At 55.8% G+C, this 25,236-nt stretch carries 20 protein-coding genes and 2 pseudogenes; 12 read left to right on the plus strand and 10 right to left on the minus strand.

Annotation, left to right across the window (positions count from 1 at the left end; translation table 11 throughout):
- The first annotated feature begins 111 nt into the window (after window positions 1-111).
- From ubiG to yfaE, 4 genes are all read left to right on the plus strand, one after another.
- Window positions 112-840, plus strand: coding sequence for a bifunctional 2-polyprenyl-6-hydroxyphenol methylase/3-demethylubiquinol 3-O-methyltransferase UbiG (gene ubiG / locus HV127_RS27255; RefSeq protein WP_182240045.1), 729 nt, complete (start codon window positions 112-114; stop codon window positions 838-840).
- Between the two features lie 344 nt (window positions 841-1,184).
- Complete coding sequence (nrdA, locus tag HV127_RS27260; RefSeq protein ID WP_182240046.1) at window positions 1,185-3,470, plus strand: class 1a ribonucleoside-diphosphate reductase subunit alpha; 2,286 nt, start codon at window positions 1,185-1,187, stop codon at window positions 3,468-3,470.
- 101 nt (window positions 3,471-3,571) lie between these two features.
- A complete protein-coding gene (gene nrdB, locus HV127_RS27265) occupies window positions 3,572-4,702 on the plus strand; it encodes a class Ia ribonucleoside-diphosphate reductase subunit beta (protein WP_110272321.1) in 1,131 nt (376 codons plus the stop codon).
- Window positions 4,702-4,956, plus strand: a complete 255-nt coding sequence (gene yfaE, locus HV127_RS27270; RefSeq protein WP_002913017.1) for a class I ribonucleotide reductase maintenance protein YfaE — start codon at window positions 4,702-4,704, stop codon at window positions 4,954-4,956. Before nrdB ends, yfaE begins: the two co-directional genes overlap by 1 nt.
- A 193-nt stretch (window positions 4,957-5,149) precedes the next feature.
- Here the strand turns inward: yfaE and glpT are convergent, their stop codons facing one another.
- A complete protein-coding gene (gene glpT / locus HV127_RS27275) occupies window positions 5,150-6,496 on the minus strand; it encodes a glycerol-3-phosphate transporter (RefSeq protein WP_182240047.1) in 1,347 nt (448 codons plus the stop codon).
- Window positions 6,497-6,765: 269 nt separating this feature from the next.
- On the opposite strand from glpT, the gene glpA reads away from it, so the two are divergent.
- From glpA to glpC, 3 genes are read left to right on the plus strand one after another with little or no spacing between them, the layout of a single operon-like run.
- Window positions 6,766-8,388: an anaerobic glycerol-3-phosphate dehydrogenase subunit A gene (glpA, locus tag HV127_RS27280; protein ID WP_182240048.1), complete on the plus strand. Its 1,623-nt coding sequence runs from the start codon at window positions 6,766-6,768 to the stop codon at window positions 8,386-8,388.
- Entirely contained in the window at window positions 8,378-9,637 is a 1,260-nt protein-coding gene (glpB, locus tag HV127_RS27285; RefSeq protein WP_182240049.1) for a glycerol-3-phosphate dehydrogenase subunit GlpB, read from the plus strand. Before glpA ends, glpB begins: the two co-directional genes overlap by 11 nt.
- Complete coding sequence (gene glpC / locus HV127_RS27290) at window positions 9,634-10,812, plus strand: anaerobic glycerol-3-phosphate dehydrogenase subunit GlpC (RefSeq protein ID WP_110272317.1); 1,179 nt, start codon at window positions 9,634-9,636, stop codon at window positions 10,810-10,812. Before glpB ends, glpC begins: the two co-directional genes overlap by 4 nt.
- A 23-nt stretch (window positions 10,813-10,835) precedes the next feature.
- Here the strand turns inward: glpC and yfaU are convergent, their stop codons facing one another.
- The 6 genes and pseudogenes from yfaU to HV127_RS27320 form a co-directional block, all read right to left on the minus strand.
- Window positions 10,836-11,639: a 2-keto-3-deoxy-L-rhamnonate aldolase gene (gene yfaU / locus HV127_RS27295; RefSeq protein ID WP_182240051.1), complete on the minus strand. Its 804-nt coding sequence runs from the start codon at window positions 11,637-11,639 to the stop codon at window positions 10,836-10,838.
- A 14-nt stretch (window positions 11,640-11,653) separates the two neighbouring features.
- Window positions 11,654-12,942, minus strand: a pseudogene (locus tag HV127_RS27300) (MFS transporter).
- A 52-nt stretch (window positions 12,943-12,994) separates the two neighbouring features.
- Entirely contained in the window at window positions 12,995-14,200 is a 1,206-nt protein-coding gene (gene rhmD / locus HV127_RS27305; RefSeq protein WP_110272314.1) for an L-rhamnonate dehydratase, read from the minus strand.
- 13 nt (window positions 14,201-14,213) lie between these two features.
- On the minus strand, window positions 14,214-14,996 hold the full coding sequence (locus HV127_RS27310; protein ID WP_182240054.1) for an IclR family transcriptional regulator: 783 nt from the start codon (window positions 14,994-14,996) through the stop codon (window positions 14,214-14,216).
- Between the two features lie 204 nt (window positions 14,997-15,200).
- Window positions 15,201-16,397 carry a nicotinamide mononucleotide deamidase-related protein YfaY gene (locus HV127_RS27315; RefSeq protein ID WP_182240057.1) on the minus strand — a complete coding sequence of 399 codons (1,197 nt, stop codon included), beginning with the start codon at window positions 16,395-16,397 and terminating at the stop codon, window positions 15,201-15,203.
- A 96-nt stretch (window positions 16,398-16,493) separates the two neighbouring features.
- Complete coding sequence (locus HV127_RS27320; RefSeq protein WP_181485507.1) at window positions 16,494-17,036, minus strand: YfaZ family outer membrane protein; 543 nt, start codon at window positions 17,034-17,036, stop codon at window positions 16,494-16,496.
- A 271-nt stretch (window positions 17,037-17,307) separates the two neighbouring features.
- Between HV127_RS27320 and HV127_RS27325 the strand changes: the two genes are divergently transcribed.
- A complete protein-coding gene (locus tag HV127_RS27325; RefSeq protein ID WP_182240059.1) occupies window positions 17,308-18,756 on the plus strand; it encodes a catalase in 1,449 nt (482 codons plus the stop codon).
- Between the two features lie 48 nt (window positions 18,757-18,804).
- Here HV127_RS27325 and HV127_RS27330 read toward each other — a convergent pair whose 3' ends face one another.
- Entirely contained in the window at window positions 18,805-19,797 is a 993-nt protein-coding gene (locus HV127_RS27330; RefSeq protein ID WP_182240061.1) for an Rpn family recombination-promoting nuclease/putative transposase, read from the minus strand.
- Window positions 19,798-19,934: 137 nt separating this feature from the next.
- On the opposite strand from HV127_RS27330, the gene nudI reads away from it, so the two are divergent.
- Window positions 19,935-20,360 (plus strand): nucleoside triphosphatase NudI, encoded by a 426-nt coding sequence (gene nudI / locus HV127_RS27335; RefSeq protein ID WP_182240063.1) that lies wholly within the window; start codon window positions 19,935-19,937, stop codon window positions 20,358-20,360.
- Here nudI and HV127_RS27340 read toward each other — a convergent pair.
- Window positions 20,352-21,476: pseudogene (locus HV127_RS27340) on the minus strand (ATP-binding protein); the annotation flags it as partial. The gene nudI and the pseudogene HV127_RS27340 sit on opposite strands and share 9 nt — an antisense overlap.
- 10 nt (window positions 21,477-21,486) lie before the next feature.
- On the opposite strand from HV127_RS27340, the gene HV127_RS27345 reads away from it, so the two are divergent.
- Both HV127_RS27345 and HV127_RS27350 read left to right on the plus strand, forming a co-directional pair.
- Window positions 21,487-21,918, plus strand: coding sequence for a tripartite tricarboxylate transporter TctB family protein (locus HV127_RS27345; protein WP_182240065.1), 432 nt, complete (start codon window positions 21,487-21,489; stop codon window positions 21,916-21,918).
- 11 nt (window positions 21,919-21,929) lie between these two features.
- Window positions 21,930-23,450 (plus strand): tripartite tricarboxylate transporter permease, encoded by a 1,521-nt coding sequence (locus HV127_RS27350; protein WP_182240067.1) that lies wholly within the window; start codon window positions 21,930-21,932, stop codon window positions 23,448-23,450.
- Window positions 23,451-23,622: 172 nt separating this feature from the next.
- Here HV127_RS27350 and HV127_RS27355 read toward each other — a convergent pair whose 3' ends face one another.
- Window positions 23,623-24,417 (minus strand): hypothetical protein, encoded by a 795-nt coding sequence (locus tag HV127_RS27355; RefSeq protein WP_182240069.1) that lies wholly within the window; start codon window positions 24,415-24,417, stop codon window positions 23,623-23,625.
- A 195-nt stretch (window positions 24,418-24,612) separates the two neighbouring features.
- Here HV127_RS27355 and HV127_RS27360 point away from each other — a divergent pair, with 195 nt between their 5' ends.
- Entirely contained in the window at window positions 24,613-25,236 is a 624-nt protein-coding gene (locus HV127_RS27360) for a DUF2238 domain-containing protein (RefSeq protein ID WP_182240072.1), read from the plus strand.

The following is a 25,236-nucleotide window of genomic DNA, read 5'->3' on the forward strand; positions in this document are numbered from 1 at the left end:
AGGTCGCAAATTATAACACAGCCGCGGTAAGAGAGGTAAACCAATACGGTTTATTCATAGCGGTCTGCTGATATACTCGCGGGTCTGAACTGAAAAGGAGTAAAAGCGCCCATGAATGCCGAAAAACCGTCGGTGGCCCCCAACGTTGATCATAATGAAATCGCCAAATTTGAAGCTGTCGCATCGCGCTGGTGGGATTTAGAGGGCGAGTTCAAGCCATTACATCGCATCAACCCCCTGCGCCTGGGCTATATAGCAGAGCGTTCCGGCGGCCTGTTCGGCAAAAAAGTGCTCGATGTCGGCTGCGGTGGCGGCATCCTTGCGGAGAGCATGGCGCGCGAAGGCGCAACGGTGACCGGCCTGGATATGGGTTTTGAACCGCTACAGGTCGCCAAACTGCATGCGCTGGAGAGCGGAATTCAGGTCACCTATGTCCAGGAAACGGTTGAAGAGCACGCGGCGAAGCACGCTCAGCAGTATGACGTCGTCACCTGTATGGAGATGCTGGAGCATGTCCCTGATCCGCAATCCGTAGTTCACGCCTGCGCGCGATTAGTAAAACCAGGTGGCCAGGTCTTCTTCTCCACGATTAACCGTAACGGTAAAGCGTGGCTAATGGCGGTGGTGGGGGCTGAGTACGTTATGAAGATGGTGCCAAAAGGGACCCATGACGTGAAGAAATTCATTAAACCTGCGGAGCTAATTGGTTGGATTGATCAGACTACTCTGAAAGAGCAGCATATTACCGGCCTGCATTACAATCCACTGATCAACACCTTCAAGCTGGCACCCGGCGTTGATGTTAACTATATGTTGCATACAACAGCCAAAAGCGCATAACGTCAGCTGCTTTTCTTATGATGATTGCGCGGCATCAAGCCGCGTGATTTTTTCTTGCGATGAAGAAATCAGCACTCGATCAAATTTTCATTTTTTTTTCTGATTTATTGACATCTCTTCCAGGCCTTATGTGGCGTGGACTTAGCGATCATTACGCTTCCGCAACCTCAATTTAACCTCAAAATCAACTCTTGTACTCAAAAGAATCCTTACTAGAATACTCACCATATAGCGTTTCTTTTATCGACCACCCCCTACATATAGTATTTATCCACAGAGTTAGTCACAACGGCTATCTGTGGATAAGTGGGGGATATTTTCTTTCACGGACAGGTATAATCCACATGAATCAGAGTCTGCTGGTGACAAAGCGTGACGGTAGCACCGAGCGCATCAATCTCGACAAAATCCACCGCGTGCTGGATTGGGCGGCAGAAGGACTGAATAACGTTTCGATTTCTCAGGTAGAACTGCGTTCACACATTCAGTTCTATGACGGCATCAAAACCGCCGATATTCACGAAACTATTATTAAAGCCGCTGCGGACCTTATCTCCCGCGAGGCACCGGATTACCAGTATCTCGCCGCGCGTCTGGCGATTTTCCATCTGCGTAAAAAAGCCTACGGCCAGTTTGAGCCGCCAGCGCTGTTCGATCACGTGTCAAAGATGGTGAAAAACGGCAAATACGATACTCATCTGCTGGAAGACTACACGGAAGAAGAGTTCAAGCAGATGGATTCGTTCATCGAGCACGATCGTGACATGACCTTCTCCTATGCTGCAGTTAAGCAACTGGAAGGGAAATACCTGGTGCAGAACCGCGTCACCGGCGAGATCTACGAAAGCGCGCAGTTCCTGTACATTCTGGTCGCCGCGTGCCTGTTCTCTAACTATCCGCGCGCAACCCGTCTGGACTACGTGAAGCGTTTCTATGATGCGGTGTCGACCTTTAAAATCTCGCTGCCGACGCCGATTATGTCCGGCGTGCGCACCCCAACTCGCCAGTTCAGCTCCTGCGTTCTGATCGAGTGCGGTGACAGCCTGGATTCCATCAATGCCACCTCCAGCGCGATTGTGAAATACGTTTCTCAGCGTGCGGGTATCGGTATTAACGCTGGCCGCATTCGTGCGTTAGGCAGCCCGATCCGCGGCGGCGAAGCGTTCCACACCGGTTGTATCCCATTCTATAAACACTTCCAGACGGCAGTGAAATCCTGCTCTCAGGGCGGCGTGCGCGGCGGTGCGGCAACCCTCTTCTACCCGATGTGGCATCTGGAAGTCGAAAGCCTGCTGGTACTGAAAAATAACCGTGGTACCGACGCTAACCGCGTTCGTCACATGGACTACGGCGTGCAGATCAACAAACTGATGTACACCCGCTTGCTGAAAGGCGGAGATATCACCCTGTTCAGCCCATCCGACGTTCCGGGTCTGTACGACGCGTTCTTCGCCGATCAGGACGAGTTCGAGCGCCTGTACACCCAATATGAACAAGATGCCAGCATCCGCAAACAGCGGATCAAAGCCGTTGAACTGTTCTCACTGATGATGCAGGAACGTGCTTCTACTGGCCGTATCTATATTCAGAACGTTGATCACTGCAACACCCATAGCCCATTTGATCCGACTGTCGCGCCGGTGCGTCAATCCAACCTGTGCCTGGAAATCGCTCTGCCGACCAAACCGCTGGAAGACGTTAACGACGAAAATGGCGAAATCGCGCTGTGCACCCTGTCCGCTTTCAACCTTGGCGTAATTGATAGCCTCGATGAGCTGGAAGATCTGGCGGTGCTGGCGGTTCGCGCCCTGGATGCCCTGCTTGATTATCAGGACTACCCGATCCCGGCAGCCAAACGCGGCGCCATGGGTCGTCGTACGCTGGGCATTGGCGTGATTAACTTCGCCTACTATCTGGCGAAGCACGGCAAACGCTATTCCGACGGCAGCGCCAACAACCTGACGCACAAAACGTTCGAAGCCATTCAGTATTACCTGCTGAAAGCTTCTAACGAGCTGGCTATCGAGCAAGGCGCATGTCCGTGGTTTAACGAAACCACCTATGCGAAAGGCATTCTGCCGATCGATACCTATAAAAAAGATCTCGATGCTATCGTCAGCGAATCCCTGCACTACGACTGGGAAGCCCTGCGCGAATCAATCAAAACACACGGCCTGCGTAACTCCACGCTCTCCGCGCTGATGCCGTCCGAGACCTCTTCGCAGATCTCCAACGCCACTAACGGCATTGAACCGCCGCGCGGCCACGTCAGCATCAAAGCGTCAAAAGACGGTATCCTGCGTCAGGTGGTGCCGGACTACGAAAAATTGCAGAACGGCTACGAGCTGCTCTGGGAAATGCCGGGCAACGATGGTTATTTACAGCTGGTGGGTATCATGCAGAAGTTTATCGACCAGTCGATTTCTGCCAACACCAACTACGACCCGACGCGTTTCCCATCCGGGAAAGTGCCAATGCAGCAGTTGCTGAAAGACTTGCTCAATGCCTATAAATTCGGCGTGAAAACTCTGTACTATCACAACACCCGTGATGGCGCGGAAGATGCCCAGGATGACCTGGCGCCGTCCATTCAGGACGATGGCTGCGAAAGCGGCGCATGTAAGATCTAAGTTATTTTGCCGGGTGGCGCTATGCTTACCCGGCATACGGTTTTGTAGGCCCGGCAAACGAAGTGCCGCCGGGCCATACAATCTCAACAGGACTCACTTTAATGGCATATACCACTTTCTCACAGACTAAAAACGATCAGCTGCTTGAGCCGATGTTTTTTGGTCAACCGGTGAACGTCGCCCGCTACGATCAGCAAAAATATGACATCTTCGAAAAGCTAATTGAAAAGCAGCTCTCCTTCTTCTGGCGTCCGGAAGAAGTTGACGTTTCCCGCGACCGTATCGACTACCAGGCGCTGCCGGAGCATGAAAAACACATCTTCATCAGCAACCTGAAGTATCAGACGCTGCTCGACTCCATCCAGGGCCGCAGCCCGAACGTCGCTCTGCTGCCGCTGATTTCAATTCCGGAACTGGAAACCTGGGTTGAAACCTGGGCGTTTTCAGAAACGATCCACTCGCGCTCCTACACCCACATCATCCGTAATATCGTCAACGATCCGGCGGTGGTGTTTGACGATATCGTCACCAACGAGCAGATTCAGAAACGTGCTGAAGGGATCTCCAGCTATTACGATGAATTGATCGAGCTAACCAGCTACTGGCATCTGCTGGGTGAAGGTACGCACAGCGTTAATGGTAAAACCATCACCGTTAATCTGCGCGAACTGAAAAAGAAACTCTATATCTGCCTGATGAGCGTTAACGCCCTGGAAGCCATCCGCTTCTACGTCAGCTTCGCCTGCTCATTCGCCTTCGCCGAGCGCAAGCTGATGGAAGGGAATGCCAAGATTATCCGCCTGATTGCCCGTGACGAAGCGCTGCACCTGACCGGCACCCAGCATATGCTCAACCTGCTGCGTTCTGGCGTCGATGACCCGGAAATGGCGGAAATCGCCGAAGAGTGCAAGCAGGAGTGCTATGACCTGTTTGTCCTGGCGGCCCAGCAGGAGAAAGAGTGGGCAGATTATCTGTTCCGCGACGGTTCGATGATCGGCCTGAATAAAGATATTCTGTGTCAGTACGTCGAATACATCACCAACATTCGCATGCAGGCGGTCGGTCTCGATCTGCCGTTCCAGACCCGCTCCAACCCGATCCCGTGGATCAACACCTGGCTGGTGTCCGATAACGTACAGGTTGCACCGCAGGAAGTAGAAGTCAGTTCTTATCTGGTCGGACAAATCGACGCAGAAGTCGATGCTGACGATCTGAGTAACTTCCAGCTCTGATGAAACGCATTTTTTTGAAGATTTCTGACACTCGCCTCGAGTGTCAGGATGAGCACCCTTCGCTGCTCGCAGCGCTGGAATCGCATAATATCGACGTGGAGTATCAGTGCCGCGAAGGTTACTGCGGTTCCTGCCGCACGCGGCTGGTTTCCGGTCAGGTTGACTGGCTAACCGAGCCGCTGGCGTTTATCCAGCCGGGAGAGATTTTGCCCTGCTGCTGCCGGGCGAAAGGGGATATTGAAATCGAGATGTAGTTTTATCAGGTGACACTACGCGTGTTCAACCATCCAAAACGACAGTTCAAAAGCCGGGTCAACCCGGCTTTTGAACGTTTATCTTATGGAAACCGCACGGCCTCACCCGACAAATAACCGTTGGTACTGATGCAGGCAATGACGATGTTCTCCGCGGCTACGACGTCGAAACTCAGCGTCGCACTGGCTATTATTAAACCTGCTTCATCTGTTGATGATGACGCCGCTCACCCAGCATCACGATAATCAGTAATACAACGGCCAGCACGCTGCCGCCAATCATCACCATAAAGCCGCCGTCCCAGCCGAAGAAATCGACGGTATAGCCGACAATGGCGCTCGCGGCCACTGAGCCGCCAAGATAACCGAACAGACCGGTGAAGCCAGCGGCGGTGCCAGCGGCTTTTTTCGGCGCCAGCTCCAGCGCATGCAGACCAATCAGCATCACCGGACCGTAGATCAGGAAGCCAATCACGATCATACAGGCCATATCCACACCCGGATTACCTGGCGGGTTCAGCCAGTAAACAACGGTGGCAATAGTGACCAGGGTCATAAAGAAGACGCCGGTCGCGCCGCGGTTGCCTTTAAACACTTTATCCGACATCCAGCCGCATAGCAGCGTACCCGGGATCCCCGCGTACTCATAGAGGAAATAGGCCCAGGACGATTTATCCAGCGCAAAGTGTTTAACCTCTTTCAGATAGGTCGGCGACCAGTCGAGGATGCCATAGCGCAGGAGATAAACAAACACGTTGGCGACGGCGATGTACCACAACAGCTTGTTCGGCAGAATGTACTGCATAAAGATCTGCTTCGCGGTCAACTCTTCTTCATGCTTCTCGCTATAGTCATCAGGGTAATCGTTTTTATACTCTTCGATCGACGGCAGGCCACAGGATTGCGGGGTATCGCGCATCATGGCGAAGGCGAAAATCGCCAGCAGGATCGCGCCGAATGCTGGCATATACAGCGCTGCGTGCCAGTCGTTAAACCACGCCATCCCCAGCAGGAACAGCAGCGGCGGGATCCCGCCGCCAACGTTATGCGCACAGTTCCATACCGAAACAATACTGCCGCGTTCTTTCTGCGACCACCAGTGCACCATTGTGCGTCCACACGGCGGCCAGCCCATCCCCTGGAACCAACCGCAGAGAAACAGCAGAACGAACATCACCATAATGCTGGAGGTAGCCCACGGCACAAAGCCCATCACCAACATCACTAATGCTGCAAGAATCAAACCTGCTGGTAAGAAAATACGCGGATTCGAGCGATCGGAGACCGACCCCATGATGAATTTCGAAAATCCGTAGGCAATGGAAATACCGGAAAGCGCGAAGCCAAGGTCGCCACGAGAAAAACCTTGTTCAATAAGATAAGGCATTGCCAACGCAAAGTTCTTACGAACCAAATAGTAAGCAGCATAACCAAAGAAGATGCCAATAAAGATCTGCCAGCGTAATCGACGATATAACGGATCGATCTCCTCCGTTGGCAAACGTGCCTTATGCGCTGCGGGTTTGAATACACTTAACATATCAGCCTCCGTGGCTATTGCTGTTCTTCTGACATCGATGCAAAAAATGTAATTTATTCACTAACTTCCGATGAGTCGCGATGGTAGGAAAAGCGTAAACCTAATACTGTGAAATATCGCACACTTTGTTACAGAAATATGACACCACTTTCCAACATGCGCACAAAGTCACATAAAATGTTCGAATTTCGCGCAAATATGCTCGAAATCAAACATCACACACTATTGATATGACTAAATGGAGTAAAACGAAAACAGAGGACAGGGAGATGGCCGATTGTCTTGAGTATGACGTCATTATTATTGGCGGCGGCGCAACGGGAGCCGGAATTGCGCGCGACTGCGCGCTGCGCGGACTGAAGGTGGCGCTGGTTGAGCGTTATGATATCGCCACCGGCGCAACCGGTCGCAACCATGGATTGCTGCATAGCGGCGCGCGCTATGCGGTCACCGATAGCGAATCAGCGCGGGAGTGCATCAGCGAAAACCGCATTTTACGCCGCATCGCCCGCCACTGCATTGAACCGACCAGCGGATTGTTTATCACCCTCCCCGAGGACGACCTGGCCTACCAGCAAACCTTTATTACCGCCTGTCAACAAGCGGGTATCGATGCCAATCCTCTGACGCCTTCCGAGGCGCTGCGCATTGAGCCTGCGGTCAACCCAACGCTGCTCGGCGCGGTGCAGGTTCCTGACGGCACCGTCGACCCGTTCCGCCTCACTGCCGCCAATATGCTGGATGCTCGCGAGCATGGCGCCTTGATTTATACCGGCTGCGAAGTGACAAGTCTGCTGCGCAATGGCGATACCGTCAGTGGCGTACAGCTCTACAACCACTCACAGCGTCAGACGCAGACTCTACGCGCCAGCGTGGTGGTTAACGCTGCCGGGATCTGGGGGCAGCGCATCGCCGAATATGCCGACCTGCGCGTCGCCATGTTCCCGGCTAAGGGCTCGCTGCTCATCCTCGACCATCGCATTAACCAACAGGTTATCAACCGCTGCCGTAAACCTGCCGATGCCGATATCCTGGTCCCCGGCGATACCATCTCGCTGATTGGTACCACCTCAACGCACATCGCTTACGATGAGATTGATGACAATCGGGTCACCGCCGCCGAAGTTGATATTCTGCTGCGCGAAGGCGAAAAGCTGGCCCCGGTACTGGGCCGCACTCGGGTACTGCGCGCCTACTCCGGCGTGCGCCCGCTGGTCGCCAGCGATGACGATCCGAGCGGACGTAGCGTCAGCCGCGGCATCGTTCTGCTCGACCACGCCGAGCGCGACGGTCTGAAAGGCTTTATTACCATTACCGGCGGCAAGCTGATGACCTATCGCCTGATGGCGGAATGGGCCACCGATGCCGTATGCCGCAAGCTCGGTAACGCCGTCGCCTGCACCACCGCCGACACGCCGCTGCCGGGCTCGCAAGAACCGACGGAAACCACCCTGCGCAAAATTATCTCTTTACCCGCGCCGCTACGCGGGTCGGCTATTTACCGCCACGGCGACCGCACCCCGGCATGGCTTGGCGATAGCCGTCAGCACCGCAGCCTGATCTGCGAATGCGAGGCGGTCACCGCCGGAGAAGTTCAGTACGCGGTAGAAAATCTGGCGGTAAATAACCTGCTCGATTTACGCCGCCGTACCCGGATTGGCATGGGAACCTGCCAAGGCGAGCTTTGCGCCTGCCGCGCCGCCGGACTGCTCCAGCGTTTCAACGTCACCACCTCCGCCCGCTCGCTAACGCAGCTGTCCGAATTTCTCAACGAACGCTGGAAAGGTGTGCAGCCCGTCGCCTGGGGCGATGCGCTACGCGAAAGCGAATTCACCCGCTGGGTCTATCTCGGCCTGTGCGGGCTAGAAAAGGAGCATCAGGATGAAGTTTGATTGCGCGATTATCGGCGGCGGACTCGCCGGACTCCTGTGCGGACTGATGCTCAACCAACGCGGCCTGCGCAGCGTGATTATCAGCCGCGGTCAGAGCGCCCTGCACTTCTCTTCCGCCTCGCTGGATTTACTCTCCACGCTACCGAACGGCGAAACCGTCACCGATGTCGCTCACGGTATCGGCCAGTTAACAAAGCAGCTTCCCGAACACCCTTATGCCAGGCTTGGCGTCGAACAGGTCATGGCGTACGCCGCGCAAACCCAGAGTCTGCTAGCTTCTTGCAATATCGCTATGCAGGGAGATGCCAGCCAGCCGCATCTGCGGGTCACACCGTTAGGCACGCTACGCGCGGCCTGGCTTTCACCGCAGGAGATCGCCACCGCGCCGCTGCCTGCCCGTCGGGTTGGCCTGGTCGGCATCAGCGGTTTTGCCGATTTTCAACCGCATCTGGCCGCCGCCTCCCTGAATCAGAACGGCATCAGCGCCACTGCGCAAGAGATTGATTTACCGCTGCTCGACGTCCTGCGCGATAACCCGTCCGAATTTCGCGCCGCCAATATTGCCCGCCTGCTGGATGATGAAACCCACTGGCCCGCGCTGCTGACGGCGCTTCGTCCGCTGGCGCAACAACACGACCTGCTAATCATGCCCGCCTGCTTCGGCCTCGCCGACGACCGGTTGTATCGCTGGCTCCAACAGCGTCTGCCCTGCCCGCTTCGCCTGCTGCCCACTCTGCCGCCGTCGGTGCCAGGCATGCGTCTGCACGCTCAGCTCCAGCGTCATTTTATCCGTAGCGGCGGCACCTGGCTTACCGGCGACGAAGCGGTCAATATCAGCCACCAGGACGGCCTTGTTAACGCAGTCTGGACGCGCAACCACGGCGATATCCCACTGCGCCCGCGCTTCACGGTGCTGGCCAGCGGCAGCTTTTTTAGCAATGGGCTGGTCGCCGAACGAAACGGCGTGCGCGAGCCGATTCTTGGCCTCGACCTTCAGCAGACGCTGCCGCGCGAAAGCTGGTATCAACGGGACTTTTTTGCCTCGCAACCGTGGCAGCGCTTCGGCCTGAAAACGGATGCCACCCTGCGCCCGCAGCTTCAGGGTGAGCCGCTGAAAAACCTGTTCGCCATTGGCTCTGTGCTCGGTGGTTTTGATGCTATCGAGCTGGGATGCGGCGGCGGCGTCTGTGCGGTGACGGCGCTACACGCCGCGAAGCTAATCAGCGAGCTTGCCGGAGGTGAATCATGAACGACACCCGATTCGAACACTGTATTAAATGCACCGTTTGCACCACAACCTGTCCGGTCAGTCGGGTCAATCCGCGCTATCCGGGGCCAAAACAGGCCGGTCCGGACGGCGAACGCCTGCGACTGAAAGACGGGGCGCTTTACGACGAAGCGTTAAAATATTGCATCAACTGCAAACGCTGCGAGGTGGCCTGCCCTTCAGATGTCAAAATCGGCGATATTATCCAGCGGGCACGCATCCAATACAGTCAGCAAAAGCCGACATTACGCGATGCGATCCTCAGTCATACCGATCTCATGGGGACACTCTCCACGCCGTTTGCTCCACTGGTCAACGCCGCCACCGGGCTGATGCCGGTACGCCGGATTCTGGATGCGGCGCTCAAAATTGACCATCGCCGCACGTTGCCCAAATATGGCTTTGGCACCTTCCGCCGCGCTTTTCGTCAACTGGCCGCCCAACAGGCGCAGTACAGCGAGCAGGTGGCGTTCTTTCACGGCTGCTATGTGAACTACAACCATCCTCAGCTCGGCAAAGATCTGGTTCATGTACTGAATGCGATGGGCATCGGCGTTCAATTGCTCAGCAAAGAGAAGTGCTGCGGGGTGCCGCTGATTGCCAACGGTTTTTTTGCTAAAGCGCGTAAACAGGCGCTGAGCAACGTCACCGCGATGCGGGAAAATAGCCTGCCGATTGTCGCCACGTCATCAACCTGCACCTTTACCCTGCGCGATGAATATCCGCACGTACTTGATATCGACAACCACGACATTCGCGATCGGGTCGAGCTGGCAACCCGCTGGATCTGGCGTCAACTGGATGCGGGTCGGCCTCTGAAGTTAAAACCGCTGCCGCTGAAGGTGGTTTACCACACGCCTTGTCATATGGAGAAAATGGGCTGGTCGCTGTATACCCTTGAGCTGCTGCGGCTAATCCCCGGATTGCAGCTTGAAGTGCTCGACTCCCAGTGCTGCGGGATCGCCGGAACCTACGGGTTTAAGTCGGAGAACTACGACTCATCGCAGGCGATTGGCGCACCGTTGTTTCGGCAAATTGAAGAGAGCGGCGCTGACCTGGTGGTAACCGATTGCGAAACCTGCAAGTGGCAAATTGAGATGTCCACCAGCAAACGCTGCGAACATCCCATCACCCTACTGGCGCAGGCGCTGGCCTGAGGTCAGCGCCTGCGGTGGGGAGACTAGTAGCTCCCCTTTCCCTCCGCCTGTTCATATACCGGTTTGAACATCGCCAGGCGCTTATCCAGTGCGCTGGTATAGAGGTTGGTATCGACGCCCACGGCAACAAAATTTGCCCCCCAGGCCAGCGCTTTGTGCGCCATCTCCGGGTCGACGGCCAGGAATCCGGCTGCTTTTCCGGCCTCGCGAATACGCCGGATGCTCTGCTCAATGATCCGCTGCACCTCCGGGTGACCGGCGTTATCCGGATACCCCAGCGAGGCCGATAAATCCGCCGGGCCGATAAACACGCCGTCAATGCCTTCCACTTCGAGGATCGCATCCAGATTATCGAGCGCCGTTTTGCTCTCCACCTGGATCAGCAAACACAGCTCATCGTTAGCCTGCGCCATATAATTTTCCACTCGCCCCCAGCGCGCTGCACGAGCGACTCCGGCCCCTACTCCGCGCGTACCCACCGGCGGATAGCGAGTTGCCGAAACAATATCTCGCGCCTGTTCGGCGGTATCGACCATCGGGATCAATAGCGTTCTGGCACCAATATCCAGTACCTGTTTAATCAGGCTACGATTGCCCTCTACCGGGCGAATCACCGGCTGGCTGGCGTAGGGGGCGACCGCCTGTAGCTGGTGGTAGAGATCCTGAATGGTATTTGGCGCATGTTCACCATCAATCAGCAGCCAGTCGTAACCCGAGGTGGCGGCGATCTCTGCCATATAGGAAGAGGTCGAGCTCAGCCACAGGCCAATTTGCGTTTCTCCCTTCAATAATCCCGCTTTAAATGGGTTCGATAAAATTGCGTTCATAGTTCTCCCTTAAATTAATGCTGTACGCTGCCAGCCTGCGGCACCGTGCGATTAACGCGCAGTGAAAAGATAATAACAACCCCAACAATCGCCACGCAGGCGAGCGTCAATAATCCGGCAGAATTGCTGGCAAAAATCGTTTCGGCCTGGACGCGAATAATCGGCGCCAGGAAACCACCAATCGCACCGAACAGGTTCACGAAGCCGATGCCTGCGGCCAACGCGGTGCCGGACAACAATTGCGTCGGCATGGTCCAGAAAACCGGCTGCACGGCAATCACGCCGACCGCCGCCACGCACAGCGCGATAATCGCCAGTACCGGTGACACCAGCCCGGAGACCGCAATACCGATCGCCGCCGCCAACAGGGTGAATGCCGCGATGTTACGGCGCTCTCCGGTGCGGTCGGAGTAACGCGGGATAAACCAGGTGCCAAACAATGCCGCAACCCACGGAATCGCCGTCACCACCGAGGCAAAGAATCCCACTTTGGTGCCCAGCAGAGCGGCAACCTGAGTCGGCAGAAAGAAAATCAGACCATACACCGCCACCTGAATCGTCAGGTAGATAATGGCGAGCTGCCAGACGCGTCCATTGCGCAGCGCATCGGACAGCCGCGACGTGACCTTTTTCTCCTCTTCGCTGGCAAGCTGGCTAATCAACGCCTGCTTTTCAGCGGCAGTCAGAAAACGTGCGCTTTGCGGCGTATCATCAAGCCAAAAGAAGGTAAAGAACCCGGCGCCAACCGCCAGCAGCCCTTCGATAACAAACATCCAGAACCAGCCGGGGTGCCCCATAAAACCGTGCATTTCCAGCAGCGCGCCGGAGAGCGGTGAGCCCAGCGTTAACGCCAACGGTGCGCCCATATAAAACAGCCCCATAATGCTGGCGCGGTTTTGCTGAGGGAACCATTGCGAAGTCAGATAGATCATGCCAGGGAAGAAGCCCGCCTCGGCGGCACCGAGTAAAGTGCGCACCAGCAGAAATTTAGTTTCCGTATCCGCCCAGGCCATCGCCGCAGACAGAACGCCCCACAGCAGCGTGGTGCAGCCGATCCACTTTTTCGTGCCGAATTTACGCATCAACAGGTTAGCGGGTACCCCAAAAAGGCGTACACCACAAAGAAAATCCCCGCTCCCAGCGCATAGGCTTCGTTGCTTAGCCCGGTATCCAACTGGTAGGTCTCTTTGGCAAAGCCAATATTCGAACGGTCAAGAAATGCGAGCACGTAAAGCGCCAGCATAAAGGGAATCAAACGGGCGCGGCTTTTCTTCACCACGCTCTCAAGCAAGGTGTTGCTCATCGTAATATCCTCAAAAATGGGCCGCACATCAGCGCTGTGCGGCACGGCGGGATCAGTGGCTATAAGGACGTTGCAGATTGCAGTCGCGGTTCAGCTCAACGCCAAAACCCGGTTTATCCAGCACGGATTTATGAATACGTCCATTTTCCGGTACTGGTTCACCCAGCAGAATCGGGTCAAACTGCGGGCGCATCGTTGAGCAATCCGGGCTGGTCATCAGGAATTCGCTGAACGGCGTGTTGGTAAAGGTGATGACCGCATGGTGCGAATAGACCGATGACCCGTGCGGGACCACCAGTTGACCGCGCGCTTTGGCAATGGCGGCAATTTCCACCAGCGTAGTCAGGCCGCCGCACCAGCCCACATCAGGCTGCATAATATCGATGCCGGTTTCCGACAGCGTGCGGAATGATTGCAGCGTGCCGTGGTGCTCGCCGCTGGTGACCATCATCCCGGCTGGCGCATTGCGTTTGAGTTCGCGATAGCCTTCGTACTGCTGCGGCGGCAGACACTCTTCAATCCACTTAAGGTTATGAGGTGCGCAGGCGTGAGCCAGCTTAGTGGCGTAGTTAACGTCCTGGCTCATCCAGCAATCCAACATCAGCCAGAAATCCGGACCGCATTTTTCGCGCATGTCAGCGACCATCGCGGCATCTTTGCGGATCCCCGCGTCACCATCGTGCGGACCCCAGTGAGTTGGCATTTTGCCGCCGATAAAGCCCATCTCTTTCGCCAGGTCCGGACGCGCGCCGGTCGCATAGAACTGAATTTCATCGCGCACCGCGCCACCCAGCAGTTTATACACCGGCAGGCCAACCACTTTGCCGAACAGATCCCACAGCGCCAGATCGATACAGGAGATGGTGTTCATCACCAGGCCGCCGGAACCGGAGTAGTACATGGTCGCGTTGAGCATCTGATCGTGGATCAGTTTGATATCGCTGACGCATTTGCCTTCGATAAAGCGATTCAGGTGCTTTTCAACGATAAAGCAGCCCATTTCACCTGCCGTCGATACAGCAAACCCGGTCTGCCCATTCTCCGCTTCGACCTCGACAATCAGCGTACCCAACACGTTGATGCCAAAAGACTGGCGGGACTGCTCATACTGTTTGTATTTGCTCATCGGGGTCGCGATGTGGTCATCAATCCAGTGGTTCGCTCCCTGGTCGTGATAATCGCCGCCGCCAGCGCCTTTCTCTGCGGTAGCACCGCCGATGAACCAGGCGCGGACGTGTTTAATTTTCGGTAAGGTCATGATGTTCTCCTTGTTATGAAGCTTGTTGTTCGAAGGGGCTCTTCCACCCCAACAGACGGGAAATATCTTTGGCGCAGGCAATCGCCTTACCGGCGAGGTAATCACGATTGTCTTCATTGATTTGCAGGCGCGTGCCGACCACCGAGATAGCGGCGGTCAGTTCGTTATTGGCGTTAAACACCGGCGCGGCCACGCAGCGCACGTCGGGATAGTCTTCGCCGTTATCAAAGCTCCAGCCCCGAGCGCGAATACGCCCCAGTTCATCGCGAAGCTGCTGAGCATCAGTGATAGTGGTTGGCGTGGCTCGTTCCCAGCGCAGTTCGCTGATAATTGACTCCTGAACTCGTTCGGGCTGCCAGGCCAGCAGGCATTTACCAATACCGGAACGATAAAGCGACAGGCTCTTACCTTCGTGCGAACGTACGCTGATGGTGGCCGGGGATTCGACCTTCAGAATGTAGTAGGCGTTACCGTTATCGATGATGCCCAGGTGACAGAGCAGACCGCACTGATCCATCAGCTGCGTCAGGCGCGAACGCGCCAGTTCGCGCAGGTCCATTTTGCTCAGCGCATGTCCGGCCAGCTCAACCAGCTTGGTCCACAGGCAGTAATTGTCCTGATTATCCATGCTAAGAAAGCGCTGTTTTCTCAGTTCACCTAACAGCAGATAGGCAGTGCTTTTCGGAATACTCAGTTCGTCAATAATGGTCGCCGCGCTACAGGGGCCGATACGGGCGATCAAATTGAGAATATCAATGGCGCGGGTCAGCGCCGGGACTTTGCTTGATTCCAACATACTGGACTCCAATCCTGAATACTGGAATCAGTGTTACGGTTGTCGGGGAAGTAAATTGTGAGCAACTTCAAATGACGGGGCGATTCCAGAAGGGTGGACATTCAGAGGTATAAAAATGGGAGATGACGCACAGAATATTTAAAACGAAGTACAGCAGGCTGGACGAATACCGCGCCGGGAAGGGATCCCGACGCGGTGACCTTATTAAACCGTGAGAGATTCGACGACGTTAATCCAGCCATGTTCACCGGCTATCGGCTCACCGTTCAACCAACGACGCAGCATATTCAGAGCCATCATCGCGCAGACTTCCTGACGCACCTGCACGCTGTGACGATTGGTGCTGAATTTCACCCGCAGCGCGTGAGTGCCTTCCGGCGTTGAGAGCGCAAAGTTCAGGTGATCGCTCTCCTGACCGCTGACCGCCAGCGCCAGACCGGCAAAGTGTTTCACCCGCCGCTCCGCCGCCCAGCGCGCCGCCTGCGCTAACGTCTCTTCCTGTGCCGGAATCACTTCGCTCGCCAACAGCGGCGCGTTAACGCGTGAAAGCTGTAGCGCCAGCAGGCCGCCGGTAAACTGCTCGCTTAGCGTCAAGCTCAGCTGGCGCTCTTGCAGGCGTCGGGCAATCTGCGCCGGTAGACCTTCAGTGCCTTCGAAGATCACGCTTTCACCGGCCACTTTCTGCACTTCCGGCCACAGCGCCAGCATCGCTTCGCGCTGCTCAGAAGGCCCGGTCAGCTTGAGTTCAATAATCGGCATTGAGGAGCGATAGCCCATCACCACGCCCGGTGGCAGCTGAAGATGGTCAAGGCTCTGCGCCAACTCGCTCTCCGAGCGACCAAAGGTGGTCAAACGCAGACACAGCGGCGGAGCCGGCAGCGGGAAACGTTCGCGCAAGCGCGGTAAGATTTCCTGCTCAACCATCACTTTGAATTCCGAAGGCACGCCGGGGGTGAAAAACATCAGGCAGCGATTGAGCTGCACGGCGAAACCGCAAGCGGTCCCGACCGGGTTGTTGATCATCTCGGCGCTTTGCGGAATTTCCGCCTGTTTACGGTTGCTGGCGGCCATTGGCCTTCCGCGCTCGGCAAAAAAGCGCGTCATCACATCCAGCCACTCTTCGTGCAAAATCAACCCTTCGCCTTTGGCCGTTGCCGCAGCCAGCGCGCTGAGATCGTCGCTGGTTGGCCCCAGGCCGCCGTTAACGATCAGCACGTCGGCGTGCTCGCTACGTTCGCGTAAAATCGCCACCAGAGCGTCAAGATCGTCGCCCACGGTATTGCGACGCTTTAAGGGTAATCCTTGATTAAAAAAGAAATCCGCCAGCCACGCGGCATTAGTATCGACGATTTGCCCATGCAGCACTTCGTCGCCGGTGGACAGCATTTCCACGTTTAGCATTGTGAACTCCAGCCTGATAAGTCGGAATACTATAGCGCAAAGCGGCTGGGAGAATGACTGAAAATCAGGCGCGGCAGAATACCACGCCTGGGAGAATCAGAAGCTGGCGTTGACGCCGACGTACGGGCCGTCCGCAACGGTGTTATCGCGGTTGCCTTCTTTACCTGCCAGGTTGAGGTAACGATAACCGGCTTCAATGCTCAGAGGACGCATAATGGTAAAGCGCGCGCCAGCATTGGCTTCCTGATAGCTGTCGATACCGCTGGAGAGTGAATCCGGGGAGTAATAATATTCGCCGAACAGGCGGAAACGGTCGCCGATTTTCCACTGCAGGCCGCCGCCTACCGCCGCCGCATAACCTTCATCACCGGCTTTTGGATTGGTGTAAACGCCTTTACCGCCAACGGTCGCCAGGAACGGACCTAAAGGAAGGTTCAGACCCAGGCCTAAGCCCGCCGCATCACCATCATCATCGTTGTGCAGCCAGTTACCGGATATCGCCAGCCCGGTGGATTCGGTACCAAAACCAACCCCAAGGTTGGTGTAGTGCTCACCAGCCTGCCCGCTGACGCTGATCGCATTTGCCGCCGTTGAGACGAACATCATGCCAGCGAGGGCCAAAAATATACTTTTTTTCATTTTTTACTCTATCCAGAAAACAAGAATTTAAAAGTCCCGAAAAACCGCGAAATTGTACTGCTGAATGCTAAGGAATCAATGCGCTAAAGCGACCTTTACCATTGTGATTGTAACCAGTTGCTACCGAATATTTGCCAACGGTCGCGGATATCAAATCGATAGCCAGAGCCAGATTGCCCGCATTGACTATTTATTCTACAAATAGCGCTCAGCTTATTTCGTCCCTTCAGGGAAATGAATAAGTTACATAAAACTTTGTCAGGAGATAAAGATGAGCAAGAAAGGATTAACGACCGGATCCGGCGCGCCGGTTGTCGATAATAATAATGTCGCCACCGCAGGCCCACGCGGCCCCATGCTGCTGCAGGATGTCTGGTTTCTTGAAAAACTGGCCCACTTTGACCGGGAAGTTATCCCGGAACGCCGTATGCACGCAAAAGGTTCCGGCGCCTACGGCAAACTGACCGTCACCCACGATATCACCCGCTATACGCGCGCAAAACTCTTCTCTGAAATCGGCAAAACCACCGACCTGTTTCTGCGCTTCTCGACCGTTGCCGGAGAGCGTGGCGCCGCTGACGCCGAGCGCGATATTCGCGGCTTTTCCATCAAGTTCTATACCGAAGAGGGTAACTGGGATCTGGTGGGCAACAACACGCCGATTTTCTACCTTCGCGACCCGCTAAAATTCCCGGACCTCAATCACGTCGTAAAGCGCGATCCGCGTACTAACCTGCGTAACCCAACATGGAAATGGGATTTTTTCTCCCTGCTACCGGAAACGCTGCATCAGTTAACGATTGATTTCAGCGACCGCGGCATCCCGCGTTCTTATCGTCATATGCACGGTTTTGGCAGCCACGCGTTCAGCTTTATCAATGCCGACAACGAGCGCTTTTGGGTGAAGTTCCACTTCAAATCCCAACAGGGGATCGCCAACCTGATGGATGATGAGGCCAAACGCCTGGTGGCAGAAGACCGCGAAAGCTCTCAGCGCGATCTCTATGAGTCAATTGAAAAAGGCGATTTTCCGAGCTGGACCTTCTACGTGCAGATAATGCCGGAAGCGGAGGCCAGTCAGGTCCCTTATAACCCATTTGACCTGACCAAAATCTGGCCGCATAGCGATTATCCGCTGATTGAAGTCGGGGTGCTGGAGCTAAACCGCAACCCGGACAACTACTTCGCGGAAGTTGAACAGGTAGCCATGAACCCGGCGAACGTGGTGCCCGGGGTCAGTTTCTCTCCGGACCGTATGCTGCAAGGACGACTGTTCTCCTATGGCGACACTCAACGTTATCGTTTAGGGGTTAATCATCATCAGATCCCGGTAAACGCTCCGCGCTGTCCGTTCCATAACTATCACCGCGACGGCGCGATGCGCGTAGATGGCAACAGCGGCAACGGTGCGACCTACGAGCCTAACAGCTTTGGCGTCTTTCAGGAGCAACCGGACTTTAGCGAGCCGCCGTTAAGCCTTGAAGGCGCGGCCGCTCACTGGGATCATCGGGAAGATGGCGACTATTTTAGCCAGCCGCGAAAGCTGTTTGAGCTATTAAGCGAAGATGAGCATCAGCGTATGTTTCAGCGGATAGCCGGTGATATGCGAGATATCCCCGAATTTATTCAGCAACGGCAGATTGGACTATTCAGCGAAGTCCATCCCGACTACGGCGCGGGCGTAGCGGCGGCATTGAAAGCTTTGCAACACGCCAAATAAACGCTTACGGCAGCCAATATAGCTGCCGTTTTCGCTGCAAAGAAGAATTTAGTGCTGGAGTTTATCAAGCTGGCGCAGTGACAAACCGGTCAGCTTTGCGACCTGAGACGGCTCCTGCCCATCCTCCAGCATCGCCCGGGCAATGCGTTCAGCCGCCTCCTGCTGCCCTTCACCCCGGCCTTCTTGCCGACCCTCCTGTCGACCTTCCTGCCAGCCCTTACGACGACCTTTTTCTATTCCCGCCTTCATTCCCTGAAGGACTCCCTGTTTGCGGCCACGCTCTTCCAGAAACTGAGCAATATTCATTAGCGTCTCCTTATGCGGCTTAAGCGGTACCTTTTGCGCTAATTTGCGTAAAAAGGCCACGGGATCGGCGGCGTTACCCGCCTGAATCATATAATTCAGCAACGTTTTAAACTGCCGACGGTTAGTGTATCCCAACGACAATATGCTGACCAGTTGCTCTGAAATTTCCATCATATCCCGCTGCCGGATATGTTTTTGTAGTAGCTCCAGCATGGCGACTCGTCGGTGCTGTATGAGCTGCTCATCCGGGATCGTCGTAATATCCACCAGTTGAAAATTCTGGCTATATAGCCTCTCAGCCACCTCTGGCTGCGAAAAACCGTCCAGCCAACGCATTGAGTGCGGACAGGGGCTGGTCTTGCCGTGATAAAAAAGCAGGGGAATGACCAATGGTAACTGGTGATACCCTTTATCCAGATGACGCTGCATCGCGGCAATGGCATAGCGCATCAGGCGAAACGCCATATGCCGGTCGGGTGAGCTTTGATGCTCAATCAGCACATAAATATATCCTTCGCCGGTCTGTGTTTTGAGCGAATAGAGAATATCCGAATGGCTGGCACGCAGATCTTCTTCGATAAAGCTACCGGATTCCAGTTGAAGCGTTCGCAGATCGCATAGCATCCGCAGATGCTCCGGCAAATGAATAAGTAAAAAATCGCGCGCCGTTGCCCGATGGGACAAAATATGTTTAAAAACCGCATCATGCGGTGAGTGGCTTCCTATCGGTTCCATGATGGCCTCTGATCAATAAACTTGCGGCCACCCTATCACCTCTCGCTTCCGCCGCGCGTTTTCGCTTGCTGTTTGCCGAGTCGACTCGCAAACTGGGCTATCTCAATGTTTCCCCACGTCATCATTAAGGAAAAACCATGCGTCAAAGGACTATCGTTTGCCCGCTCATTCAACATGAAGGCCACTACCTGCTGTGCAAAATGGCCGACGATCGCGGCGTGTTTCCCGGCCAGTGGGCGCTCTCCGGCGGCGGCGTGGAGCCTGGCGAACGTATCGAAGAGGCTCTGCGACGAGAGGTTCGCGAAGAGCTGGGCGAAAAACTACAGCTAACCCAGATTACACCATGGACCTTTAGCGACGATATCCGGGTTAAAACCTATGCTGATGGCCGCCAGGAAGAAATTTATATGATCTACCTGATTTTCGATTGCGTTAGCGCCAATCGCGAAGTGACGATCAACGAAGAGTTTCAGGATTACGCGTGGGTGAAACCGGAAGATCTTGCCCATTATGATCTGAACGTAGCGACCCGTAAGACGCTGAGTCTGAAAGGCTTACTCTGAACGAGCGATCAAAAAGCGCAGCCTGACCTTCAGCCCGCCCGACGTTTCGCTGCGCAGCAGTTGCGGATGGCTGCGGTGCAGGCGTGCAATATCGCTAACCAGCGCCAGCCCGAGCCCAGCGCCGGGATTATCACCAACGTTTTCCAGGCGATGAAACGGCATTAACGCCAGCAGAATCTGCGTATCATCGATCCCCGGGCCGCTATCCTCGACGTCCAGCAGCACCGCGTTCCCCTCTCGATGCAGGCTTAACGTCACGATCCCGCCCTGCGGCGTATAGCGAATTGCGTTATCCAGCAGATTCGCACACAGCTCGCTCAACAGCACGCAATCTCCGGCTATCATCACCGCCGATGGCTCGCCCTCATAACCAAGATCGATAGCTTTGCTCCGCGCCTGCACAAGCCGGGAAAAACAGCTGTTCTGAACAATCTCATGGAGATCAACCGGTGAAAAGGCATGCTCCCCCTGCTCTTTACGTTTGATAGTCGCCAGTTGCAGCAGGCGCTCAGTTAATAGAATCGTGCCGTCCAGGGTGCTGCTCATCGCCGCCAGGCTCTCTCGCCAAAGTTTAGGATCATCACTGGCCAGCGCCACCGAGGCCTGAGTTTTCAACACCGCCAGCGGGGTTTTAAGTTGATGAGAAGCGTCGGCGCTAAAACGTTCCTGGCGTGAAATCATCACCCGCAACCGATCGATATAGCGGTTAAAAGCAACGATTAACAGACGGGTTTCCGACCACGGCAGCAGCTCCGGTAGCGGCGTCAGCAGACCGGGTTCGCGGCGCACCATCAGCGCCGAAAGCTGGCGCATCGGTCGCAGCACGCGGCGCAGCAGCCAGCCGGTGAGCACCAGGGTTAACAACACCAACAGCCCTTGCGATATCCACGACGAGAACAGCAACTGTCCAGCCAACCATCGCCGCGACTCCAGCGTTTCGGCGATGTAGATTTCCGCCATTCCGGCAATACCACCTTCATTCACTGGCTGCAGCAGGCGCGCCACGCGGATGGCCTGACCGCGATATTCGGTATGATAGAACCACGCCAGCGCCGGATAGGGTTGAGTACGAGAAGTCGATGGCGGCATCGCCGGAAGGTCGTCATAACCGGAAATGGAGGTTGCGATGAGCGATCGTATTTTTGCCGGAGTATGGCTGCTGCTCTGCGTGGGTGGAATGTTTATCGCCTGGCAAATCCACAGCGAGTACGCCTATGAACCCGTCGGCCCCCGCCCTTTTCCGGTGGGTATCATCGGCCTGATGCTGCTGTGCTCTGTGCTGCTGCTCCTGCGTCGGCCCGATGTCATCACATGGCCGGGGTGTCTGGTTTTACAACGTTTACTGACGATGGTGGTGGCACTGGTGGTCTATGCGTGGAGCTTTGAGTGGCTGGGTTTTCCCTTGTCAACCGCGCTGCTGACCGCCGTTTTCGGCCTGCTGTTTGGCGCGACCCTATCCGCGGCTGGCGTTGCTGGCATCATCATGGGCATCGCGCTGTGGTACATCTTTGACGCCCTGCTTGATGTCACCCTGCCGCTCGGCATCTGGCTAATTTAACGGAGGAGTTTATGGATATCTGGATTTATCTGTCGCAAGGCTTCGCCGTCGCCATGACGCCGGGCAACCTGATGATTGCGCTGATCGGCTGCTTCGTTGGCACTATCGTCGGCCTGCTGCCGGGCCTGGGGCCAATTAACGGCGTGGCGATTTTACTGCCGCTGGCTTTTGCCCTGCACCTGCCTGCGGAGTCAGCGTTGATCCTGTTGGCGACGGTCTATATTGGTTGTGAATATGGCGGGCGCATTTCGTCGATTCTGCTCAATGTTCCCGGCGATGCCGCCGCCATTATGACCGCCATCGACGGCTACCCTATGGCGCAGCAGGGGCGCGGCGGCGTGGCGTTGTCCATCTCGGCGGTGAGCTCGTTTGTCGGTTCACTTATCGCGATTATCGGGATGATCTTATTTGCCCCACTGCTGGCCCAGTGGTCGCTGGCGTTCGGCCCGGCGGAGTATTTCGCGCTGATGATTTTCGCCATCGCCTGCCTCGGCAGCATGATGGCGCAGAATCCGCTGAAGTCGTTCCTCGCCGCGTTAATCGGTTTGGGGTTGGCGACGGTGGGCGTTGATGCCAACACTGGCGTCTATCGCTTCACCTTCGACAGCGTTCATCTTTCCGATGGCGTGCAGTTTATCGTGGTAGTGATTGGTCTCTTTTCGGTCTCAGAAATTTTGCTGATGCTGGAAAGCACCAGCGGCGGGCAGAAACTGGTACGGAAAACCGGGCGCATGCTGTTTAACGCCAAAGAAGCGGGCCAGTGCGTGGGCGCGACGCTGCGCTCATCGGTGGTCGGTTTCTTTGTTGGTATCCTGCCGGGCGCGGGAGCGACCATTGCCAGCGCCATCACCTATATGACTGAGAAAAAGCTCAGTGGTAACAGCGACTCCTTTGGTAAAGGCGATATTCGCGGAGTGGCGGCGCCGGAAGCGGCAAATAATGCCTCCGCCTGCGGGTCGTTTATTCCGATGCTCACTCTCGGCGTTCCTGGTTCCGGGACCACGGCGGTGATGATGGGCGCGCTGACCTTATACAACATCACCCCAGGACCGGCGATGTTTACCGAGCAACCGGACATTGTTTGGGGCCTGATCGCCGCGCTGTTGATCGCTAACGTGATGCTGCTGATCATGAACATTCCGCTAATCAGCCTCTTTACCCGCATGTTCACCATTCCACTATGGTTTCTGGTTCCGGCGATTGCCGCCGTATCTGCAGTTGGCGTTTACGCAGTACACAGCACCACTTTCGACCTACTGTTGATGGTTGGGCTGGGCGTACTCGGCTACATCTTGCGCAAAATGCACTTCCCGATGTCGCCGCTGATCTTAGGCTTCGTGCTGGGCGAGATGCTGGAGCAGAATCTGCGCCGCGCGTTGTCGATTAGCAACGGCAACATGGCGATTCTGTGGCAAAGCGGGGTGACTAAAACGCTCCTGCTGCTGGCGGTACTGGTCATCGTGGTTCCGCCGCTGGTGAAGTACTGGCGCAAGCGCCAGTTGATGACGAAAGGAGATCTCCCGGGAAGCTGACAGAATGCGCCTCCAGGTACGCCATTGCAGCATCCACTCTCTTCCCGGTGGCGCTGCGCTGACCGGGCTACGGGTCCGGTCTGTTAGCCTGGACAGATGCGCAGCATCGCCTCCGGAAAACAGCGTGTATCGCGGCTTCCGTTGTTCCCCCCGACCGCGCTGCTGGCCGGGGCTACGGGTTCACCGCGCTCAGCACTCTGGCGCGCGCATCGTCCCACTCGCGCCGTTCCTGCTCGCTGAGCAGGGCGGTCGCGCTACAGCTCATCGCGTCCCATCCGGGATACTCCTCGATCTGCGGCGGGTTATTCTGGCGCTGATTATCGTAAAAAGACCAGTGGCTGCCGCGAGACAGGTCTGAACTGACAAGATGCCCCTCTTTTAGCTGCAGATAGATCTGGTTATTGACCACCGTCATCGCCATCTCCTCCTGCGGGCGTTCATCCGCTAATCGCGGCAGGCGAATAGGGGTAAACATCCAGGTTTTACCGTGGTCGGCTGAAACGTTGAAACCATACAGGCGAAAATGGAACTGCCCGTCGGCCATTTTTTGCGGCAAGCCGGTTCTGGGCACCACGACATACTGCTGCACCGCGTGGACATAGCGAAACGATGCCGGTGCGACCTGCCCGTAAGGCACGCTGCCTGAACGCTCCGTCTCTGGGGTCGTCCATTCGTTTGGTGTTAGATCGCCAATCCGCGAGACAATATTCCGTTGCGTGTCCAGATACCACATCACCCCCGAACAATAGCGCGGTGCCTGCCCGTGTCGCCCCAGCTTACCCCTGTCGAGCACGATATAACGCCAGGCGTCAAAACGGTAAATCACCTGCGGCCAAATTTGCTGCCCGCGCCAGTGACGATCATCCTCGCGAATATGGCTGGAGAAAGGGTCGTCAACGCTCCAGACGTTGAAAGGCTGCGCCAACAAAAAGCAGAAAAAGGCGAGAATACGGAACCTGTTTTTCATTACCGTGCGTCCCTGTCGGTTAGTCACTCTCTGTATGCAGCGCCGGTTCTGGCTATAACCATGCTCCTTGTTCAGGGCTAAAAGCTGCGTCCCTTCCCGAAAGACAACTCAGGAGAACCGTGCCGCTAACGTTCAATATTGTATTTTCCCGGTATCCATCTGATAGTAACGTCTTTAAACTTCTGGCGATATATTATGACCACCACGGTTTCCGGCTCGTTAATCAAATTCGCGGCCCTGGCGCTTCTACTTATCCTTGTTTATACCGGCATCAGCGCGGGAGATAAGCTCACCTGGCTGATGGAAGTTACGCCAGTCATCATCCTCGTTCCTTTGCTGCTGGCGACGCACTCACGCTATCCGCTAACGCCGCTGCTCTACGTACTGATCTTCTTCCATGCCATTATTTTAATGGTTGGCGGAATGTACACCTACGCCAAAGTGCCCATCGGCTTTGATGTTCAGGCCTGGCTTGATTTGAGCCGCAATCCCTACGACAAGCTGGGACACTTTTTCCAGGGACTGGTCCCGGCGCTGGCGGCGCGGGAAATTTTGCTGCGCGGCGGCTACGTTCACGGACGCAAAATGCTCGCGTTCGTGGTTTGCTGTATTGCGCTGGCGATCAGCGCCGTCTATGAGCTGATTGAATGGTGGGCAGCGCTGGGTCTGGGACAAGGCGCGGATGAGTTTCTTGGCACTCAGGGCGATCCCTGGGATACCCAGTCGGATATGTTCTGCGCCCTGCTCGGCGCGCTGACCACCGTTTTCGTTCTGGGCCGCTGGCACACGAAGCAGCTACTGAGCATCCAGCAGTCCTGA

The organism is Klebsiella sp. RHBSTW-00215 (assembly GCF_014103785.1).
In the GTDB taxonomy this organism is placed as follows: Bacteria; Pseudomonadota; Gammaproteobacteria; order Enterobacterales; family Enterobacteriaceae; genus Klebsiella.

Bases quoted from the DNA above. Each gene is read 5' to 3' on its own strand.
- ubiG (WP_182240045.1), top strand. From the start codon at position 112: ATGAATGCCGAAAAACCGTCGGTGGCCCCCAACGTTGATCATAATGAA.
- nrdA (WP_182240046.1), top strand. From the start codon at position 1,185: ATGAATCAGAGTCTGCTGGTGACAAAGCGTGACGGTAGCACCGAGCGC.
- nrdB (WP_110272321.1), top strand. From the start codon at position 3,572: ATGGCATATACCACTTTCTCACAGACTAAAAACGATCAGCTGCTTGAG.
- yfaE (WP_002913017.1), top strand. From the start codon at position 4,702: ATGAAACGCATTTTTTTGAAGATTTCTGACACTCGCCTCGAGTGTCAG.
- glpT (WP_182240047.1), bottom strand. From the start codon at position 6,496: ATGTTAAGTGTATTCAAACCCGCAGCGCATAAGGCACGTTTGCCAACG.
- glpA (WP_182240048.1), top strand. From the start codon at position 6,766: ATGGCCGATTGTCTTGAGTATGACGTCATTATTATTGGCGGCGGCGCA.
- glpB (WP_182240049.1), top strand. From the start codon at position 8,378: ATGAAGTTTGATTGCGCGATTATCGGCGGCGGACTCGCCGGACTCCTG.
- glpC (WP_110272317.1), top strand. From the start codon at position 9,634: ATGAACGACACCCGATTCGAACACTGTATTAAATGCACCGTTTGCACC.
- yfaU (WP_182240051.1), bottom strand. From the start codon at position 11,639: ATGAACGCAATTTTATCGAACCCATTTAAAGCGGGATTATTGAAGGGA.
- rhmD (WP_110272314.1), bottom strand. From the start codon at position 14,200: ATGACCTTACCGAAAATTAAACACGTCCGCGCCTGGTTCATCGGCGGT.
- HV127_RS27310 (WP_182240054.1), bottom strand. From the start codon at position 14,996: ATGTTGGAATCAAGCAAAGTCCCGGCGCTGACCCGCGCCATTGATATT.
- HV127_RS27315 (WP_182240057.1), bottom strand. From the start codon at position 16,397: ATGCTAAACGTGGAAATGCTGTCCACCGGCGACGAAGTGCTGCATGGG.
- HV127_RS27320 (WP_181485507.1), bottom strand. From the start codon at position 17,036: ATGAAAAAAAGTATATTTTTGGCCCTCGCTGGCATGATGTTCGTCTCA.
- HV127_RS27325 (WP_182240059.1), top strand. From the start codon at position 17,308: ATGAGCAAGAAAGGATTAACGACCGGATCCGGCGCGCCGGTTGTCGAT.
- HV127_RS27330 (WP_182240061.1), bottom strand. From the start codon at position 19,797: ATGGAACCGATAGGAAGCCACTCACCGCATGATGCGGTTTTTAAACAT.
- nudI (WP_182240063.1), top strand. From the start codon at position 19,935: ATGCGTCAAAGGACTATCGTTTGCCCGCTCATTCAACATGAAGGCCAC.
- HV127_RS27345 (WP_182240065.1), top strand. From the start codon at position 21,487: ATGAGCGATCGTATTTTTGCCGGAGTATGGCTGCTGCTCTGCGTGGGT.
- HV127_RS27350 (WP_182240067.1), top strand. From the start codon at position 21,930: ATGGATATCTGGATTTATCTGTCGCAAGGCTTCGCCGTCGCCATGACG.
- HV127_RS27355 (WP_182240069.1), bottom strand. From the start codon at position 24,417: ATGAAAAACAGGTTCCGTATTCTCGCCTTTTTCTGCTTTTTGTTGGCG.
- HV127_RS27360 (WP_182240072.1), top strand. From the start codon at position 24,613: ATGACCACCACGGTTTCCGGCTCGTTAATCAAATTCGCGGCCCTGGCG.